The organism is Pseudomonas oryzihabitans (assembly GCF_007665395.1).
GTDB lineage: Bacteria > Pseudomonadota > Gammaproteobacteria > Pseudomonadales > Pseudomonadaceae > Chryseomonas > Chryseomonas psychrotolerans_C.
In genome coordinates this window covers 153385-170376 of sequence record NZ_VDND01000007.1, presented here as the reverse complement: position 1 = coordinate 170376, position 16992 = coordinate 153385, and the positions used below count along the sequence as shown (strand labels likewise).

Here is a 16992-nt window from a genome sequence, read left to right as displayed (position 1 = left end):
TCCGCTATGCCGGGACGGCCCCCGGCCGTCCCGCCGCCACCACGAAACTCGCCCGGGTGCCGCGCTCGGCATCCGGGCGGGTGCGGTCACTGATGGTGCGCAGGTCCACCTGCAACCTGTCCCGCGTCAACTCCAGCGCCAGGTAGCCGCGCTGCCGGCTGTCGAACAGGCGTACCTGGGGATTTTCCGGCAACAGCGCCTGAAAGCTCGCGTAATCCGGTCCGTTCGAGGTGATGGAGGTGCCGACGAACTCACTCGCCACCAGTGGGCTGCGCTCGTCCTCCGGATCGCGGTGCAGATCGTTCACCCAGAACGAATGGATGTCCCCGCCCAGGGTCACCGGATTAGCCAGGCGGCTGTCGGCCATGGCCGACAGCAGCCGCTCGCGGGTAGCCGGATAGCCGTCCCAGCCATCGGTCCAGCGCGCCGGATCGCCATTGGGCAGGCGTTGCCGCAGGGGCGCCAGCAGCAGATCCTGGGCGACCAGGTTCCATCTCGTCCGGTTCTGCCGAAAGCCCTCCAGGAGCCAGCGCTCCTGCGCCTGGCCGAGCATGCTGCGGTCGACCTCACGCAAACCCGGACAATCCGGGGCGACCAGATGGCCACCGCGGGTGCGCGGCGTCGCGCAGGCCGGCTCGCTGCGGTACTGGCGGCCATCGAGCAGATGGATCTCGGCCAGGTCGCCGAAGCGCCAGCGGTCATAGAGCCGGGTCGCCGTGCCCTGGGTGCGCCAGGCCCGTAGCGGGGCATGTTCGCGAAAGGCCTGGTAGGCCGCCTGGCGGCGCCTGGCGAAGGCAGCCAGGGTCACCCCGGGATCGGCCGACCAGGCCCCGGAATAGTCGTTCTGCACCTCGTGGTCGTCCCACGTCAGCAGGCTGGTGACGTTGGCGTGCAGGTACTGCAGGTCGGGGTCGGTCCGGTACAGCGCGTGGCGCCGCCGATAACCGGCCAGGTCCCGGGCTTCCGGCAGGCCGTGGCGGCGCGCGGCGGGCAGGTGCAGGGGCACGTTGGACTCATAGAGATAGTCGCCGAGGAACAGCGCCAGGTCCGGCTGCTCCTCGGCCATGTGCCGGTAGGCGCTGAAGAAGCCCTTCTCGTAATGGGCACAGGAGGCGGCCACCAGTTTCAGGCGTTGCGGCGCGCTGCTCGGCGGCGGCAAGGTCGTCGCCCGGCCGATACGGCTCTGGTGCCCGAGGGCAGTGAAGCGGTACCAATAGGGTCGCTCGGGCGCCAGCCCGCTCAGGGTGACCGCGAGGCTGAACGCCGTAAGCGGCAGGGCCGTGGCCCTGCCACGCTGCACGACCTGGCGCAGGCCCGGGTCGAGCGCCACCTCCCATTCCACCTCGACCGGGCTGCGCAGCCCACCCAGGCCGTCCAGCGCCAGGGGGTCGGGTGCCAGGCGCGTCCAGATTACCAGGCCATCGGCGGTGGGGTCGCCACTGGCGACACCGAGGGTGAAGGGGTCCGGCTGGGGCTCGCGTGCGCTGCAGCCGGCGAACCAGGGAGCCCCCAGGCCGATGCCCAGCAGGCCCAGCGCCTGACGTCTCGAGGTGTTCATGCGGGCCTCCTCAGCAAGAGGCCCAGGCTACGGTAGGCAGATGACAGGCCGATGTCGTCCGGCTCAGGCCAGCGGCAGCTCTTCCAGGATCATGACCTGCGGCGCCTCGACCAGCAGGCCGTCGAGATCGCTCAGCAGCTGCTTGAAGTGGGCGGTCTGCTCGTGCTCGGCGAGGGCCTCGCGGCTGGCCCAGCGCTCGACGAAGACATAACGCCCTTCGTGGCTGGGATCCCGATGCGGCGTATAGAAGTGGCAGGCCGCCTCGGCCCGCGAAGGCGCGACGATGGCGCGCAGCGCCTGCTCGACGGCCGCGGCCTGGCCGGGCTGCGCCTGGAGGATGGCGACGACACGAATTTCGGTGGACATGCAGGGACTCCTGATGGGCGTTTCAGCATGACGCCCGCGACGGATGAATGCCAGGGGCCGACGATTCGGCCGCTGGCAATGGCCTTATTGCTTGGCCTTGACGATCTTGGCGATCACGCCGTTGCTGCGCTTGATCAGCACGTAGTCGGCACCGATCTTGACCCACTGGCTGTCCTCGCCCGGCTGCTCCAGCCCGTGCTTCTTCCAGTCCTTGATCACGTAGTCGTCGCGGATGTACTTGCGGGGGGCCCGACCGCCCTCTTCCAGTTCAAAGGTAGGATGATCGGGATCGTGGGTGACGGCGTCGTCGCTCTGGCTGGCGTCCTTCTTGTTGACCTTGTTCTGGTACTGGGCGCTGGTGGGCTCCGAGGCCTGCTTGTTGGCGTCGGGCTTGACCGGGGTCATGGCTTCAGGAGCGGCCTGCGCGGTCAGGGCGCCGCCCAGCACGACGGTACCCAGCACCAGGGAGAGCAGCGATTGTTTGATCATGGGGTAAATCTCCTCTGCGTTCGAGGTTTTGACCCCGGCCCCAGGGAAAAAGCTCCACAGATACATACAGCGCCTGGCTCAGGCGGGCTGGCGGTCCTCGTCGCTCTTCACCAGCGTCAGCACCAGCGGACGCTGGCGCGAGCGCCCGGTGGAGAAGGCATCCAGCGAGCAACTGAGCCGATAGGCCTGCTGGGTGAGCTGCCAGGTTTCCTGGCGCAGCGTGAGGAAGTTGAGGAAATAGCGCTGATGCTGACGCTTGGCCTGACTGCCGCGCTCGAGCAGGCGGCGCGCCTCGGCCATCGCCATGATGTGGTTATCGATCACGTCCTTCATGCAACGACTTCCTCGTACCTGTGGCAACCCTGGGACCGGTGTTTTCTCGACTGTAGCAGCCTGATCGCGTGGGCGAAGGTAATCACCTGACTTTTTTATCGACCCGCGCCGGACTGGCAGATTCCGGGGTGGCTCAGGCAGAGTAGTCCACCCCTGGCCAGGAACTCGGATTCATGGAACGCTGGAAGCTGCTCGCCGGCCTGGTGAGCTTCACCTTTTTCATGGAAAACCTGGACGCCACGGTGATCGCCACGGCCCTGCCCGAGATGGCGGCGGCCTTCGGGCGCGACCCGGTGGATCTCAATCTCGGCATCAGTGCCTATCTGCTGGCCATCGCCGTGGGCATCCCGGTGAGCGGCTGGATCGCCGAGCGCTTCGGCCCCCGCCCGGTCTTTACTCTGGCTATTGGTCTCTTCACCCTGGCTTCGCTGCTCTGTGGCCTGGCACCGTCCCTGGAGCTGTTCATCGGCGCCCGCATCCTGCAGGGCCTCGGCGGCGCCCTGATGGTACCGGTGGGTCGCCTGGTGGTCCTGCAGGTGACGGAGAAGCACGAACTGGTGCGGGCCATCGCCCTGATCACCTGGCCGGGGCTGGTGGCGCCCGTCCTCGGCCCGCCGCTGGGGGGCCTGATCACCACCTATGCCGACTGGCGCTGGATCTTCTACCTCAACCTGCCGCTGGGGCTGATCGCCCTGCTGCTGGCCTGGCGCCTGGTGCCCGCGGACCTGCCGACCCAGCGCCATCCCCTGGACTGGCGGGGCTTCCTGCTGCTGGGCGGCGCCTGCGTCGCCTTCATGTGGGGCGTCGAGCGGCTCGGCCAGAACCAGGGCAGCCTGGGCAGCAACCTGGCCTGGATGGGAATCGGCCTGCTCCTCGGCACCAAGGCGGTGCGCCATATGGCGCGCATCGACCGGCCGCTGATCGATTTTGGCACACTGCGCATCGCGACCTATCGCGCCTCCATCCTCGGCGGCGGCCTGTTCCGCGTCACCATCGCCACCGCCCCCTTCCTGCTCCCCCTGATGTTCCAGCTCTGCTTCGGCCTGGACGCCTTCCAGGCCGGACTGCTGCTGCTGGCCCTGTTCGCCGGCAACCTGGCGGCCAAGCCGTTCACCACCGCGGCCATGCGGCGCTTCGGCCTGCGCCGCATCCTGACCCTCAATGGCCTGCTCAGCGCCTTCAGCCTGCTGGCCTGTGGCCTGCTCACGCCGGCCTGGCCCTTGCCGCTGGTGATGCTGCTGCTGTTCGCCAGCGGCGTCTTCCGCTCCATGCAATTCACCGCCAGCAACGCCCTGGCCTTCGCCGATATCCCCAAGACGCGACTGGCCCATGCGTCCACGCTGTTCAGCACCAATTTCCAGCTGGCCATGGGCCTGGGCGTGGCCCTCGCCGCCCTGCTGCTACGGGCTTCCATGGAGTGGCACGGCCACCTCGATCCGCAGCTTTCCGACTTTCGGCTAGCCTTTTGCATAGTGGCCGTGCTCGGCATCCTGAGCACCCTGGATGCCTTCTGCCTGACACGCGATGCAGGCGCCTCGGTCAGCGGCCACAGCCCGAAAAGCTGACCGACCGGACAGTGCTCGATACGATGCCGATTTGGGGGTAAGCCTTAGCGTCTTACCTGTATTAAATGACCTGTTATGATGCGCGCCGCTTTTTCCGATCAGACCGGCGCGCACGAGGCATCCCATGCTGGAAAGACTCTTCCAACTCAAGGCCCACAACACCTCTGTCCGCACCGAGCTGCTGGCAGGCGTGACCACCTTCCTGGCAATGGCCTACATCCTGTTCGTCAACCCGAGCATCCTCGGCGCGACCGGCATGGACAAGGGCGCGATCTTCGTCGCCACCTGTCTCGCCGCGGCCATCGGCTCGGCGCTCATGGGCCTGATCGCCAACTACCCGATCGCCCTGGCCCCCGGCATGGGCCTCAACGCCTTCTTCACCTACACCGTGGTGCTGCACCTGGGCCACAGCTGGCAGGTGGCCCTGGGGGCGGTGTTCCTTTCGGCACTGATGTTCTTCCTGCTGTCGATCTTTCGCATCCGCGAGTGGATCATCAACAGCATCCCGCTGCCGCTGCGCTCGGGTATCGCCGCCGGTATCGGCCTGTTCCTGGCGCTGATCGCGCTGCAGACCGCCGGCATCGTGGTGGGCAACCCGGCGACCCTGGTCGGCCTGGGCGACCTGTCCAAGCCCGGTCCGCTGCTGGCCATCCTCGGCTTCTTCCTGATCGTCGCCCTCGAGGCGCGCAAGGTCACCGGCGCGGTGCTGATCGGCATCCTGGCGGTCACCGTCATCGCCATCGCCCTGCGCGTGACGCCCTTCGGCGGCGTGCTGTCGATGCCGCCGTCGCTGGCACCGACCTTCCTGCAGCTGGACATCAAGGGCGCCCTGGACGTCGGCCTGATCAGCGTGATCTTCGCCTTCCTGTTCGTCGACCTGTTCGACAACTCCGGCACCCTGATCGGCGTGGCCAAGCGCGCCGGCCTGATGGGCAAGGACGGCCACCTGCCGAAGATGGGCCGCGCCCTGATCGCCGACAGCTCCGCCGCCATGTTCGGCTCGCTGCTGGGCACCTCCACCACCACCAGCTACATCGAGTCCGCCGCGGGCGTCTCCGCCGGTGGCCGTACCGGCCTCACCGCCCTGGTGGTCGCCGTGCTGTTCCTGCTGGCGCTGTTCTTCTCGCCCCTGGCGGGCAGCGTACCGGCCTTCGCCACCGCCCCGGCGCTGTTCTTCATCGCCGTGCTGATGACCTCGGGCCTGGCCGAGATCGAATGGGACGACCTGACCACCGCCGCCCCGGTGCTGGTCACCGCCCTGGCCATGCCGCTGACCTACTCCATCGCCAACGGCATCGCCTTCGGCTTCATCGCCTGGACCGTCATCAAGCTGCTCTCCGGCCGCACCCGCGAGCTGAATTCGGCGCTGATCGTCCTGTCGATCCTGTTCGTCATCAAGCTGGGCTGGTTCAACGCCTGACCCCTCGCCTCGGGGCTCCGGCCCCGAGGTCGCTCCGTTTCAGGGCCCACTCGACGTCCGCTGCCCGGCGGCATTGAAAGCCCCTGGCAGGCCAGCCCCGTCGGCATGCCCATCCGCCCCGTGTAAACTTGCACGCGAGCCCGCCCCTCCTCTTCAGCCATTTTCGCGAGGCCGCCCGGGCCTGGTTGGTCTCTCGCTCACGAGACGTTGAACCGGCTCCTGGCGCCCGCCCGGATCTATCCATGTCCCAACCCTCCTTCGTTCCTGCCGACTACCAGACCCAACTCGACGCCAAGGCCGCCCGCCTGCGCGAGTTGCTGGCGCCCTTCCAGGCGCCCGAGCCCGAGGTATTCGCCTCGCCCTTGCAGCACTACCGGCTGCGCGCCGAATTCCGGCTCTGGCGGGAAAACGAGGAACGCCACTACGCCATGTTCGCCCCGGGCGACAAGCACACCCCCATCCTCATCGAGGACTTCCCCATCGCCAGCCAGCGCATCAATGCCTTGATGCCGCGCCTCAAGGCCGGTTGGCAGGCGGACGTCGCGCTGTCGTTCAAGTTGTTCCAGGTGGAATTCCTCACCACCCTGGCCGGCGATGCCCTCATCACCCTGGCCTACCACCGTCCCCTGGACGCCGCCTGGCAGGCCGCTGCCGAGCGCCTGGCCGCCGAACTCGGCGTCAGCCTGATCGGCCGCTCGCGCGGGCAGCGCCTGGTGATAGGTCGCGACCATGTGATCGAAGAACTGGAGGTGGCCGGACGGCGCTACAGCTATCTGCAGCCCGAGGGCGGCTTCACCCAGCCCAATGGCACGGTCAACCAGAAGATGCTGACCTGGGCGCACACCGCCCTGGGCGAGCGGGAAGACGATCTGCTGGAACTCTATTGCGGCAACGGCAACTTCACCCTGCCGCTGGCCAGCCGGGTGCGCCAGGTGCTGGCCACCGAGGTGAGCAAGACCTCGGTCAACGCCGCCCTGCACAACCTGGCCAGCAATGGCGTGGACAACGTCACCCTGGTGCGCCTCTCCGCCGAGGAGCTGACCCAGGCACTCAACGAGGTCCGGCCCTTCCGCCGCCTGGCCGGGGTGGACCTGAAACGCTACGACTTCGGCACCGTCTTCGTCGACCCGCCGCGCGCCGGCATGGACCCGGACACCTGCGAGCTGACCCGGCGTTTCGAGCGCATCCTCTACATCTCCTGCAACCCCGAGACCCTGGCCGAGAACATCGCCCAGCTGCAGGACACCCACCGCATCACCCGCTGCGCCCTGTTCGACCAGTTTCCCTGGACGCACCATATGGAAAGCGGAGTGTTGCTGGAGCGGCGGTGAGGCTGGGGCTATAGGAGCGACCGTCTTTATCGCGGCCATGGCGGTCCGCCGAGGCGGCCGCTCCTACAAGCTATCCGGCTGCTGTAGGAGCGGCCCATGGCCGCGATTGGCGGTCGCATCATCAGGCCGCCAAGGTCGCGACCAACCTACGACGACCATCCGCGTGGAAAAGGCTGCGCCGTAGGTTGGGTTGAGACGGCTCCACCGTCGGAGCCCAACAGGCAAGCCCCGCTGTTGGGCTTCGCTGCGCTCAACCCAACCTAACAGGAGCCCACCGTGGCGCCTCCTCTCCCTTTGGGAGAGAGGCGGCACCGAGCCGTAGGTTGGGTTGAGACGGCTTTACCGTCGAAGCCCAACAGGCAAACCCCGGCTGTTGGGCTTCGCTGCGCTCAACCCAACCTACAAGAGCCCACCGTGATGCCTCCTCTCCCTTTGGGAGAGAGGCGCCACCGAGCCGTAGGTTGGGTTGAGACAGCTTCACCGTCGAAGCCCAACAGGCAAGCCCCGCTGTTGGGCTTCGCTGCGCTCAACCCAACCTACAGGGGCCCACCGTGACGCCCCCTCTCCCTGTGGGAGAGGGCCGGGGTGAGGGGCGCCACCGTGCCGTAGGTTGGGTTGAGACGGCTTTACCGTCGAAGCCCAACAGGCAAGCCCCGCTGTTGGGCTTCGCTGCGCTCAGCCCAACCTACAAGAGCCCACCGTGACGCCCCCTCTCCTCCTGGGAGAGGGCCGGGGTGAGGGGTGCCACGACTCCGCGTGGAAAAGGCTGCGCCGTTTTCCACCCTACGGCGGGGCTGAATGCCCCCTCTCCCTCGGGGAGAGGGTTGGGGTGAGGGAAGCCAACGAGCCGTAGGTTGGGTTGAGACAGCTCTATCGTAGAAGCCCAACAAGCCAAAGCATCCCTGTTGGGCTTCGCTGCGCTCAGCCCAACCTACAGGGGCCCACCATGACGCCCCCTCTCCCTGTGGGAGAGGGCCGGGGTAAGGGCACCCTCTACTCGTGAAACTCCGCCACCGTCTCGCGCCGGCCATAGAGGAAGGCGTCGGCCACGTGCCGTAGCGGGGCCACGTCCACGTCGGAGCGGTTCTGCGCCACCAGCTCGGCGAAGCGGGCATAGAGGCCGGCGTATTCCTGGTCCGGGCCCTGGTGGGTCAGTTCCCCGTCCAGATACAGCTCACTGCCGCCCTTGCTCAGGGTCAGGCGCCCGGCATCGGTGTCGACCTGGATATCCCAGGTCTGGGGCCCGGTCTGCAGGAAGTCGAAGTCGGCGGCGATGGGCACGCCGGCGCTGTCGACGAAGGCCAGTTGCGCGGCCACGGGGGTCTGGCAGTTGGCGGGCACCTGCAGACGCGCTTCCTTGAGGAAGAACGGCCGCGGCAGGATGGCGGTGACGATGGACAGCGCATTGATGCCCGGATCGAAGACGCCCATCCCGCCCGGCTCCCAGATCCAGGCCTGGCCGGGGTGCCAGACACGGACGTCTTCCTTCCACTCGATACGCACCGCCTGGATGCGCTTGCCCTCCAGCCACTCCCGCGCCGGCTGCACACCCTGGGCATGCCGCGAATGCCAGGTGGCGAACAGCGACAACCCCGCCGCCTCGGCCTGGCGGGCCAGGGCCGCCACCTCGCTGAGGGTCGCGCCTGGCGGCTTTTCCAGCATCACGTGCTTGCCGGCGGCCAGGGCCTCGCGGGCCTGTTCGTAGCGCACAGCGGCCGGGGCGCAGAGGGACACGGCATCGATGGCCGGGCCGTCTTCGAGCAGGGCGCTCAGGCTGGGATAATGGGCGATACCGTCGAGCTGGGCGTTGCGGCTGGCCACGGCGACCAGCTCGTACGCGGGATTGGCGGCGAGCGCCGGCAGGTGCTGGTCACGGGCGATCTTGCCCAAACCGACGATGGCTATTCTTATCATGATCGTCCTCGGTAGACGGTGGGAGTCCGCCGCCTAGGATCGGGCAATCATCACACCAAAGCAACAGCTTCCCGGTCAGGCTGGAGGCTCTCGCGCAACTCCAGCCAGCTGCGCAGATTGGCGCCCTCGCGCCCCTTGCGCCACATCAGCCAGGTGGTGGCCCGGGCGAAACGGGCCTGGATCTCGTGGCGTTGCACCCGCTCGCGACCCGGCAGGCTGTCGAGCATGGACTCCGGCATCAAGGCCACCCCACCGGTGATCACGCAGGCCAGCATGCTGTGGTAGGACTCGATCTCCATCACCGGTCCGCTGGGCACCCCGGCGGCGGCGTACCAGGTGTCCAGATAGCGGCGATAGGAACAGCCGGCGCGAAAGCCGAATACCGGCCGCCCCGCCACGTCGGCCGGCGAGCGCACCGGGCCGAGTTCGAGCCCGGTGATCAGCACCAGGCGCTCTTCGAACCAGGGCTGGCCTTCCAGCGCCGCATCGGGCGCCGGGCCGTCCACCAGGGCCGCGTCCAGGCGACCGGCCAGCAGGCCTTCCACCAACTCGCCGCTGGGCCCGCTGTGGACCTGCAGATTCACCTTGGGATGGCGCTGGTGATAGCGCGCCAGCAGTCCCGGCAGGTGGATGGCCGCGGTACTGAACATGGAACCGAGCACGAAGGTGCCGGCCGGCTCGCCGTCCTGTACCGCGCTGCGCGCCTCGTCGGCCAGGGCGAACAGCCGGTGGGCGTAGTCCAGCAGGCGATGGCCGGCGGCGGTCAGGTGCAGCCGCTGGCGCTCGCGCAGGAACAGTGCCACGCCAAGCTTTTCTTCCAGCTGGCGCAGGCGCGTGGAGAGATTGGACGGTACCCGGTTGAGCCGTTCGGCGGCCTTCACCAGGGAACCTTCCTCGGCCACCGCCTGGAAAATGCGTAGCTCAGCGAACTCCATCGATCACCACCTTTCTCTTTGGCTGAACATCTATTTCTCTATTATTCGTTTTTATTGATCAACTTCAAGGCCTAGGCTGTCATCATTCACTCTCGTCCGGAGTCTTTTCGATGACCGCCACCACTCGCCTGCTGGCCTGCCTGCTGGCCCTGGCCACCGCCATGGGGATCGGCCGCTTCGCCCTTACCCCCGCCCTGCCCCACCTGATCGCCGAAGGCCAGATCGACCTCACCGGCGCCAGTCTGCTGGCCGCCGCCAACTATCTGGGCTATCTGCTCGGCGCCCTCGACGCGCTCTTCGCCCGGCGTACCCATGCGCGCCTGGTCGGCGGCCTCTGGCTCTGCGCCGGCCTCACCCTGGCCTCGCTGCTGGCCGATGGCCTGGCGGCCCAGGCGCTGCTGCGCTTTGGCACCGGCCTGGCCAGTGCCTGGGTACTGGTCATGGTCACCGGCCTGAGCCAGCCGTTGGCAGCCGAAGCCGGACGGCCACGCCTGGGCGCCCTGGTCTTCACCGGTCCCGGAGTGGGTATCCTGGTCAGCGGCCTGATGGCCCTGGTCAGCAACCGCCTGGGCGGCGGTTCCAGCCAGCTGTGGCTGAGCTACGGCCTGCTGGCCAGCGTCGCTACCCTGGCGCTGCTGCCCCTGCTGCCGCGCCGGGGTCCCGCCACACCGCTGCCCACCGCCGCTGCCGCACCGGCCAAGCGTTCGCCGGCCTTCAACCGCTTGATCCTGGCCTACGGCCTGGTCGGCGTCGGCTACATCCTGCCGGCCACCTTCCTCTCGCAGATGGCCGCCAGCCGCTTCCATGGCCAGTGGCAGGCCGATCTCTTCTGGCCCGGCTACGGCCTGGCCGCGGCCCTCGGCGTGGTGCTGGTGAGCCTGCGCCGGCCGGGCACCGACACCCGTCGCTGGCTGATCGCCACGCTTTGGCTGCAGGCTGCCGGCGTGCTGCTCTGCCTGCTGCCGGGCAGCCTGGCGCTGTTCCTCGGTGTCCTGCTCTGCGGCGGTCCCTTCCTCGCCTGCATGCAGCTGGTGATGCAATACGGCCGCGAGCTGGCCCCGGCCACCCCGCAACGCAATGCCGGGGTGCTCACCGCCAGCTTCGCCAGCGGCCAGTTGCTCGGTCCGCTGCTCGGCGCGGCCAGCAGCCACTTCGCCGGCGACCTGCAGCCGGCCCTGGTGGTCGCCGCGCTAGGACTGGTGATTGCCGGCCTGCAACTGCGCCGCGCCACCCCGGCCCTGCAACGCTGCCTCGCCTGAATCGTTTCCGCTGTGACCATTCGTCACAGTTGCGAAAGAGCGTCACGCCTTGTTTTGAAATGTTTCGTCATTCCTGAGTACAGTTGCGGCTGCGCCTCATTGAGGAGGCGCTTCAGGCGCTCGCCACCCACCCCTACAAGGAATACAAGACTCATGATGAAGGCCTCCGACCTGGTCGTTCGCTGCCTGGAAAACGAGGGTGTGGAATACATCTTCGGCATCCCCGGCGAAGAGAACCTGGACCTGCTCGAATCCCTGCGCCGCTCTTCGCAGATCAAGCTGATCCTGACTCGCCACGAGCAGTCCGCCGGCTTCATGGCCGCCACCTACGGCCGCTTCACCGGCAAGACCGGCGTCTGCCTCTCCACCCTCGGCCCCGGGGCCACCAACCTGGTCACCGCCGGCGCCTACGCCTACCTCGGCGGCATGCCCATGCTGATGCTGACCGGCCAGAAGCCGATCAAGAAATCCAAGCAGGGTCGGTTCCAGATCCTCGACGTGTGCCGCATGATGGCGCCCCTCACCAAGTACACCCACCAGTTCGCCTCCGCCGACAACATCCCGTCGCGCATCCGCGAGGCCTTCCGCCTCGCCGAGGAAGAAAAGCCCGGCTCCGTGCACCTGGAACTGCCGGAAGACATCGCCGACGAGCACACCGAGAGCCTGCCGGTGCCGCCGAGCCTGAGCCGTCGCCCGGTGGCCGAGGCCAAGGCCATCGCCGCCGCCGTCTCCAAGCTGGAGAACGCCCGCAGCCCGGTGCTGGTGCTGGGCGCCGGCACCAACCGCAAGATGACCGCCCGCGTCCTGCGCCAGCTGATCGAGAAGACCGGCATCCCCTTCGTCACCACCCAGCTCGGCAAGGGCGTGGTCGACGAGCGCCATCCGCGCTTCCTGGGCAACGCCGCCCTCTCCGCCGGTGACTTCGTGCACCGCGCCCTGGAGTCGGCCGACCTCATCGTCAACATCGGCCACGATGTGATCGAGAAGCCGCCGTTCTTCATGACCCGCGGCGGCACCGAGGTCATCCACATCAACTTCCGCTCCGCCGAAGTCGATCCGGTGTACTTCCCCCAGGTCGAGGTGATCGGCGACATCGCCAACGCCATCTGGGAGATCAAGGAGCGCATCGAGGTCCAGCCGACCTGGGACTTCGACCGCCTGCTGAACATCCGTGAGGCCAACGAGGCCCATGTCGCCGAAGGCGCCACCGACGACCGCTTTCCGGTCTACCCGCAGCGCCTGGTGGCCGATCTGCGCCAGGTGCTGCCGTCCGACGGCATCGTCGCCCTGGACAATGGCATCTACAAGATCTGGTTCGCCCGTAACTACAAGGCCTACATGCCCAACACGGTGCTGCTGGACAACGCCCTGGCCACCATGGGCGCCGGCCTGCCCTCGGCCATGGCCGCGCGCCTGGTGCACCCCAACACCCCCATCGTGGCGGTGTGCGGCGACGGCGGCTTCATGATGAACAGCCAGGAGCTGGAAACCGCGGTGCGCCTGAAGATGAACCTTACGGTCATCATCCTGCGCGACGACGGCTACGGCATGATCCGCTGGAAGCAGGCACAGATGGGCTTCGAGGACTTCGGCCTGGACTACGGCAACCCGGACTTCGTCCGCTACGCCGAAAGCTACGGCGCCCAGGGCCACCGCGTGGAGAGCGCGGCGGCCTTCGCCCCGCTGGTGCAGCACTGCCTGGACACCCCTGGCGTGCACGTCATCGACTGCCCGGTGGACTACTCCGAGAACGACCGCATCCTGCACCAGGAGATCAAGGAGCGCAGCGCGGCGGTTTGATTGGGTAGGTTAGGTAGATGAGAAAACGCCCCGGCCGTGAGGTCGGGGCGTTTTTTTAGCTGGCGGCTTATCCGGTGGGCGACTGGCTACGCGGCGAAATGATCCGCCGAACGTGGCAGGGCCATCCGCTCGCTGGTGCACTAGCGCGAGCAGGTCACCCTGACCCAAGCAGCCGCGTCTCCGGCCCGAGGAAGTCGCTTGACTGGCCGCTCACCGTCAGCCTCTACTGATCGCTAGCAAGCAACGAGCCTCCGACGGGCGCCATACAGGGACGTAGAACAGATGCCACTCCATCGCCACGCCATCGAGTCCTACCTCAGGGCAAAGGACGGCAATCGACCCGATCTGCTGCGCCAGGCCTTCACCCCGGAGGCGACGGTGACCATGAGCGTGCTCACCAGCACCATCTCCTTCCCGACCGAGCTCCAGGGCATCGCGGCCATCGCCGAGACGCTGGTGCGCCGCTTCAACCAGACCTACGAAAACATCTACACCTTTTGCATCGGCGAGCCGCCGCAGCAGGCGTCCCTCGCCCATGACTGCAAATGGCTGGTAGGGATGTCGATGAAGGAGACAGGCGAGGTGCGCATCGGCTATGGGGAGTACCGCTGGGCGTTCGATCCCGCCTCGGGCCGGGTGTCTCGGCTGACCATCGTCATCGACCGGATGGACGTCGCGCCAGCGCAGGAGCTGCAACCCCTGATGGATTGGCTGCAAGCCCTGGACTATCCCTGGCTCGATGCGCGAGCCGCCCGTGATCGGGCACCCCGCTCGCCCAGCCTCGGGCCCCTGCTGCAGGCTCTCGAACGACCTGACTGGCAGGTGCTGCAAAAAACCAGCTGACCTTGCAGGGTATCCAGGCGTGTCCTGACCTGCCCGAGCGCAGGGCTGGAGGCAGCTTCCACCCGCAAGGCGCGAAGCCCGACGCGGGCCCGGATAGCGCTCAGTCAGCAGCTATCGAGACACGCTCAAGCCTTCTCTTTGCCACCCTTGACCGTCGGTGGCGTTTCTCCGGCCTTGGCGAAGGCCTGGATGACATCCCGTACGACTTTGCGCTGCTCGTCCGGGAGTTTGAGAAAGGCTTCGATGGCCTCGCGTTCGGGGTAGTGCTCCGGGGCTTCCCAGTTACCCCGGGGTTCGCGGATCGTCGCCAGGGCCTGTTCGCCGTAGCGCAACACCTGGGGATCGATCTGCAGCCATTGGGCGATGGTCTGGAGTTTGTCCTGGGTGGGAATGGACTTGCCGCCCAGCCAGCGCGATACCGCCTGGAAGGTCACGGAGCGGCCCCAGTAGCGCGAGTTGAATTCCCGCTCCAGCACGGCGGGACGGTCGGGATAGCCAGCGGCGAGCAGGGCGGCACGCAGGCGCTGGGCGAAGTCGGATTTATCGTTCATGGAGGTGGACGTTAAAGTCCGCCCCCGTCCTGCTTTGAACTTTCATTTTCTGAAAAAATGAGAATCATGATTTCATTCACATTCTCGAGGGCGGTACCGGTGCTTCGGTCACGGGCGCCCTTGGTCAGCGGATAGCCTTCCGCGCGGCTTCAGGTACGGAGGTAATGGAATGCCTACCCCTCATCTCATGCACTACGCCGGTCGCCCCCTGCGTATCTATCAATTCTTCGATGGCCAGCTCTGGTTCGATTGCCGCGACGTGGCCCGGCTGCTGGGCTATGCCGATGCCCAGGAGGCCGTACGCAGCTACTGCCGCGGCAGTGGCCTGCGCCCGGGAGTCGAGGAAGGTACGGTGCGGCTCATCGACCTGACCGACACCCTGCGGCTGCTGATCCATAGCCCCAGCGAGAAGGCGGCTGCCTTCGAGGAATGGCTACGCGGCGACTGCCTGAAGCTGTTCTTCTGCCGCATCGTGCCCGCCCGCGAGGGGCAGGTACGGGTCGATAGCAAGCCGCTGGCCCGGCTGCACTGGCGGGACCAGTACTGGGTGAAACTGGTCGATGTCGCCGAGGCCCTCGGGCCGCGCCTGCGCTGCTGAACGACCGGCTACAGGCCTCGGCGAAGAGGCTGCCGGGCTGCCCCCCCTTCACCGGCGCACGGCCCGTCGCGCGGGCCGTCGTTCCGGCCGCGGCGCGACGCCTTCGCCGCGGGCCCGCCCCCATCAAGACCCGAGCGTTGCGGCCGATAACCCCGTGGATTGCCGCCGCTGATCCAGGGGTTTCACGGTTCGTTGCCATGACTGCCTATCATCCGGCAAGCGCAGCGGCCGATCAGGATAAACTGGCGACCCTCACCCGCCCCGCGCGCCTGGACGTCGTCCGGCGACGCTGCGGCACACCCGACCTTCAACACCCGTCACCAAGGTTCGTCTCGCCCATGGCACTCGATGCCCCTACCATGCTGACCCTCACCATCGCCCTGGCGGCTGCAGCGGCGGGCTATCTAGCCATCGAGTGGCGATCGGTACGCGAATCGGCGCTGCTATACTGGAGCGCGGGCTTCGCGCTGATCAGCCTGGGCTGCATCCTCGCCCTCCTGCGCAGCCAGGGGCTGCTGCTGGTGGGCATCTGGTACGCCAATGGTCAGCTGATCCTGGTGCACGGCCTCTTCCTGATCGGCGTGGCGCGCTTCGTCGGGCACCGCCCGAGCCTGGGCTGGTGGGCCTTTGCGATCATCTGGCTGGGGCTGTTGCTGCTGCCCAACGAGCCCTGGTGGTCCAAGGTGATGCTGGTGGTGCAATCGCTGCTGATCGGCATCCTGGCGGTGCGGGCGAGCCTGCTGCTGCGGCGGCGCAACGCGGGTGAGCGGCAACTGCACGTCGTGCTGCTGGTGCACGGACTCTTCTACTTCGCCAAGATGATCCCGCCGCTCACCCCGGGCACCCTGATCGACCTGACGGTGTATCGCGGCGCCATCATCCAGATTTCGCTGGTGGAAGGGGTGGTCGCCGTGATGCTGATCGCCCTGTCCATGACCGGTACGGTGCGTTATCGGCGCGAAGAGCACATCGAACGCCTGGCCGGCAGCGATCCCCTCACCGGGCTCTACAACCGCCGCGCCCTGGAAGCGGAGGCCCCGCACCTGCTGGTCCAGGCGACCGTGGAGCGTCCGGGTGCCTTGCTGCTGATCGATCTGGACAACTTCAAGCTGGTCAACGACCTCCATGGCCACGCCGCCGGCGACGGCCTCCTGATCGCCCTGAGCGACCTGCTGCGCAGCACCCTGCCCCGCCAGGCCCTGGCGGCGCGCTTGGGCGGCGACGAGTTCGTCGTCTTGCTGGGCGAGGCGACCCAGTTCGAGGTCGTGCGCCTGGCCGAAACCCTGCGCCAGCGCTTCAACCAGCTGGCCATACAACGCCTGAACACGCCCGAACCGGTCACCCTGAGCCTGGGCGCCGTGCTCTTCGAGCGCCCGCCGGCCAGCCTGGCGGCCTTGCTGGAACAAGGCGACAGCGCGCTCTACGAGGCCAAACGCGGCGGGCGCGATGGTCTACGGGTGAGCCTGGGATGATGGGCTGCCGGGGGATTATGGCTTAGGCTCGAGCGATTGCCTGATAGGAGCCGCCATGCCCATCACCCTCGAATCGCCCGACCAACCCGAGGTGATCGCCCTGATCGCCGAGCTGGATGCCTACCAGGACGGCCTCTATCCACCCGAGAGTCGCTACGCCCTCGATCTCACGTCCCTCCTGCAGCCGAACGTACTGTTCCTGGTCGCCCGCGATGACAGCGGCAGTGCCCTGGGCTGTGGGGCCATGGTGCTGTATGAAGGCTATGGCGAGATCAAGCGGATGTATGTGAAGCCGGCAGCGCGCGGCCAAGGCCTTGCTAAACGTCTGCTCGCTCAGTTGGAAGCCACAGCGCTGACTACGGGATGCGAGTGGGCAAGGCTGGAAACCGGTCCTTACCAACCCGAGGCGCTGTCGTTGTATTCGGCAGTGGGCTACCAACGGCGTGGTCCTTTTGGGGCGTATCGGGATGGTCCGTTGAGTGTGTTTATGGAGAAATGTCTATTCACAGCGACTTATCGGATTAAATAGCCGTTAGTCTTGCACACATGGAATTAGTC

At 67.2% G+C, this 16992-nt stretch carries 16 protein-coding genes; 9 read left to right on the top strand and 7 right to left on the bottom strand.

The annotated features are described in order from the left end of the window. Positions 1-4: 4 nt before the first annotated feature. The 4 genes from FSV73_RS16070 to FSV73_RS16055 all read right to left on the bottom strand — a co-directional run bounded on the left by FSV73_RS16070 (position 5) and on the right by FSV73_RS16055 (position 2746). A complete protein-coding gene (locus FSV73_RS16070; protein ID WP_145008845.1) occupies positions 5-1558 on the bottom strand; it encodes an alkaline phosphatase D family protein in 1554 nt (517 codons plus the stop codon). 63 nt (positions 1559-1621) lie between these two features. After that, positions 1622-1924 carry a putative quinol monooxygenase gene (locus tag FSV73_RS16065; RefSeq protein ID WP_145008844.1) on the bottom strand — a complete coding sequence of 101 codons (303 nt, stop codon included), beginning with the start codon at positions 1922-1924 and terminating at the stop codon, positions 1622-1624. Between the two features lie 84 nt (positions 1925-2008). Further along, positions 2009-2413, bottom strand: coding sequence for an RcnB family protein (locus FSV73_RS16060; RefSeq protein WP_145008843.1), 405 nt, complete (start codon positions 2411-2413; stop codon positions 2009-2011). 78 nt (positions 2414-2491) lie between these two features. Beyond that, positions 2492-2746, bottom strand: a complete 255-nt coding sequence (locus tag FSV73_RS16055) for a hypothetical protein (protein ID WP_145008842.1) — start codon at positions 2744-2746, stop codon at positions 2492-2494. 173 nt (positions 2747-2919) lie between these two features. Between FSV73_RS16055 and FSV73_RS16050 the strand changes: the two genes are divergently transcribed. The 3 genes from FSV73_RS16050 to trmA all read left to right on the top strand — a co-directional run bounded on the left by FSV73_RS16050 (position 2920) and on the right by trmA (position 7062). Beyond that, positions 2920-4311, top strand: a complete 1392-nt coding sequence (locus FSV73_RS16050) for an MFS transporter (protein ID WP_145008841.1) — start codon at positions 2920-2922, stop codon at positions 4309-4311. Positions 4312-4435: 124 nt separating this feature from the next. After that, positions 4436-5731 (top strand): NCS2 family permease, encoded by a 1296-nt coding sequence (locus FSV73_RS16045; RefSeq protein ID WP_145008840.1) that lies wholly within the window; start codon positions 4436-4438, stop codon positions 5729-5731. Between the two features lie 242 nt (positions 5732-5973). Next, positions 5974-7062, top strand: coding sequence for a tRNA (uridine(54)-C5)-methyltransferase TrmA (trmA, locus tag FSV73_RS16040; RefSeq protein ID WP_145008839.1), 1089 nt, complete (start codon positions 5974-5976; stop codon positions 7060-7062). Positions 7063-8055: 993 nt separating this feature from the next. Here the strand turns inward: trmA and FSV73_RS16035 are convergent. Then, entirely contained in the window at positions 8056-8976 is a 921-nt protein-coding gene (locus FSV73_RS16035; RefSeq protein ID WP_145008838.1) for a Gfo/Idh/MocA family protein, read from the bottom strand. Between the two features lie 50 nt (positions 8977-9026). After that, positions 9027-9911, bottom strand: a complete 885-nt coding sequence (gene ptrR, locus FSV73_RS16030; RefSeq protein ID WP_145008837.1) for a putrescine utilization regulator PtrR — start codon at positions 9909-9911, stop codon at positions 9027-9029. Positions 9912-10021: 110 nt separating this feature from the next. Between ptrR and FSV73_RS16025 the strand changes: the two genes are divergently transcribed. The 3 genes from FSV73_RS16025 (at position 10022) to FSV73_RS16015 (ending at position 13813) form a co-directional block, all read left to right on the top strand. Continuing rightward, the gene (locus tag FSV73_RS16025; protein WP_145008836.1) at positions 10022-11170 is read left to right on the top strand and encodes a YbfB/YjiJ family MFS transporter; all 1149 of its coding nucleotides are present in this window, start codon (positions 10022-10024) and stop codon (positions 11168-11170) included. 153 nt (positions 11171-11323) lie between these two features. Beyond that, entirely contained in the window at positions 11324-12970 is a 1647-nt protein-coding gene (locus tag FSV73_RS16020) for an acetolactate synthase large subunit (protein WP_145008835.1), read from the top strand. A gap of 282 nt (positions 12971-13252) precedes the next feature. Then, a complete protein-coding gene (locus FSV73_RS16015; protein ID WP_145008834.1) occupies positions 13253-13813 on the top strand; it encodes a hypothetical protein in 561 nt (186 codons plus the stop codon). 125 nt (positions 13814-13938) lie between these two features. On the opposite strand, the gene FSV73_RS16010 is transcribed toward FSV73_RS16015, so the two are convergent. Beyond that, positions 13939-14364, bottom strand: coding sequence for a transcriptional regulator (locus tag FSV73_RS16010; protein ID WP_145008833.1), 426 nt, complete (start codon positions 14362-14364; stop codon positions 13939-13941). Positions 14365-14533: 169 nt separating this feature from the next. On the opposite strand from FSV73_RS16010, the gene FSV73_RS16005 reads away from it, so the two are divergent. The 3 genes from FSV73_RS16005 to FSV73_RS15995 all read left to right on the top strand — a co-directional run bounded on the left by FSV73_RS16005 (position 14534) and on the right by FSV73_RS15995 (position 16963). Next, positions 14534-14962 carry a BRO family protein gene (locus tag FSV73_RS16005; protein WP_145008832.1) on the top strand — a complete coding sequence of 143 codons (429 nt, stop codon included), beginning with the start codon at positions 14534-14536 and terminating at the stop codon, positions 14960-14962. Positions 14963-15300: 338 nt separating this feature from the next. Beyond that, positions 15301-16434, top strand: a complete 1134-nt coding sequence (locus FSV73_RS16000; RefSeq protein ID WP_145008831.1) for a GGDEF domain-containing protein — start codon at positions 15301-15303, stop codon at positions 16432-16434. Positions 16435-16489: 55 nt separating this feature from the next. Next, on the top strand, positions 16490-16963 hold the full coding sequence (locus tag FSV73_RS15995) for a GNAT family N-acetyltransferase (RefSeq protein ID WP_145008830.1): 474 nt from the start codon (positions 16490-16492) through the stop codon (positions 16961-16963). Positions 16964-16992 lie beyond the last annotated feature (29 nt).

Bases quoted from the DNA above. Each gene is read 5' to 3' on its own strand.
- FSV73_RS16065 (WP_145008844.1), bottom strand. From the start codon at position 1,924: ATGTCCACCGAAATTCGTGTCGTCGCCATCCTCCAGGCGCAGCCCGGC.
- FSV73_RS16015 (WP_145008834.1), top strand. From the start codon at position 13,253: ATGCCACTCCATCGCCACGCCATCGAGTCCTACCTCAGGGCAAAGGAC.
- ptrR (WP_145008837.1), bottom strand. From the start codon at position 9,911: ATGGAGTTCGCTGAGCTACGCATTTTCCAGGCGGTGGCCGAGGAAGGT.
- FSV73_RS16070 (WP_145008845.1), bottom strand. From the start codon at position 1,558: ATGAACACCTCGAGACGTCAGGCGCTGGGCCTGCTGGGCATCGGCCTG.
- trmA (WP_145008839.1), top strand. From the start codon at position 5,974: ATGTCCCAACCCTCCTTCGTTCCTGCCGACTACCAGACCCAACTCGAC.
- FSV73_RS16000 (WP_145008831.1), top strand. From the start codon at position 15,301: ATGGCACTCGATGCCCCTACCATGCTGACCCTCACCATCGCCCTGGCG.
- FSV73_RS16050 (WP_145008841.1), top strand. From the start codon at position 2,920: ATGGAACGCTGGAAGCTGCTCGCCGGCCTGGTGAGCTTCACCTTTTTC.
- FSV73_RS16005 (WP_145008832.1), top strand. From the start codon at position 14,534: ATGCCTACCCCTCATCTCATGCACTACGCCGGTCGCCCCCTGCGTATC.
- FSV73_RS16010 (WP_145008833.1), bottom strand. From the start codon at position 14,364: ATGAACGATAAATCCGACTTCGCCCAGCGCCTGCGTGCCGCCCTGCTC.
- FSV73_RS16025 (WP_145008836.1), top strand. From the start codon at position 10,022: ATGACCGCCACCACTCGCCTGCTGGCCTGCCTGCTGGCCCTGGCCACC.
- FSV73_RS16035 (WP_145008838.1), bottom strand. From the start codon at position 8,976: ATGATAAGAATAGCCATCGTCGGTTTGGGCAAGATCGCCCGTGACCAG.
- FSV73_RS16045 (WP_145008840.1), top strand. From the start codon at position 4,436: ATGCTGGAAAGACTCTTCCAACTCAAGGCCCACAACACCTCTGTCCGC.
- FSV73_RS15995 (WP_145008830.1), top strand. From the start codon at position 16,490: ATGCCCATCACCCTCGAATCGCCCGACCAACCCGAGGTGATCGCCCTG.
- FSV73_RS16055 (WP_145008842.1), bottom strand. From the start codon at position 2,746: ATGAAGGACGTGATCGATAACCACATCATGGCGATGGCCGAGGCGCGC.
- FSV73_RS16020 (WP_145008835.1), top strand. From the start codon at position 11,324: ATGATGAAGGCCTCCGACCTGGTCGTTCGCTGCCTGGAAAACGAGGGT.
- FSV73_RS16060 (WP_145008843.1), bottom strand. From the start codon at position 2,413: ATGATCAAACAATCGCTGCTCTCCCTGGTGCTGGGTACCGTCGTGCTG.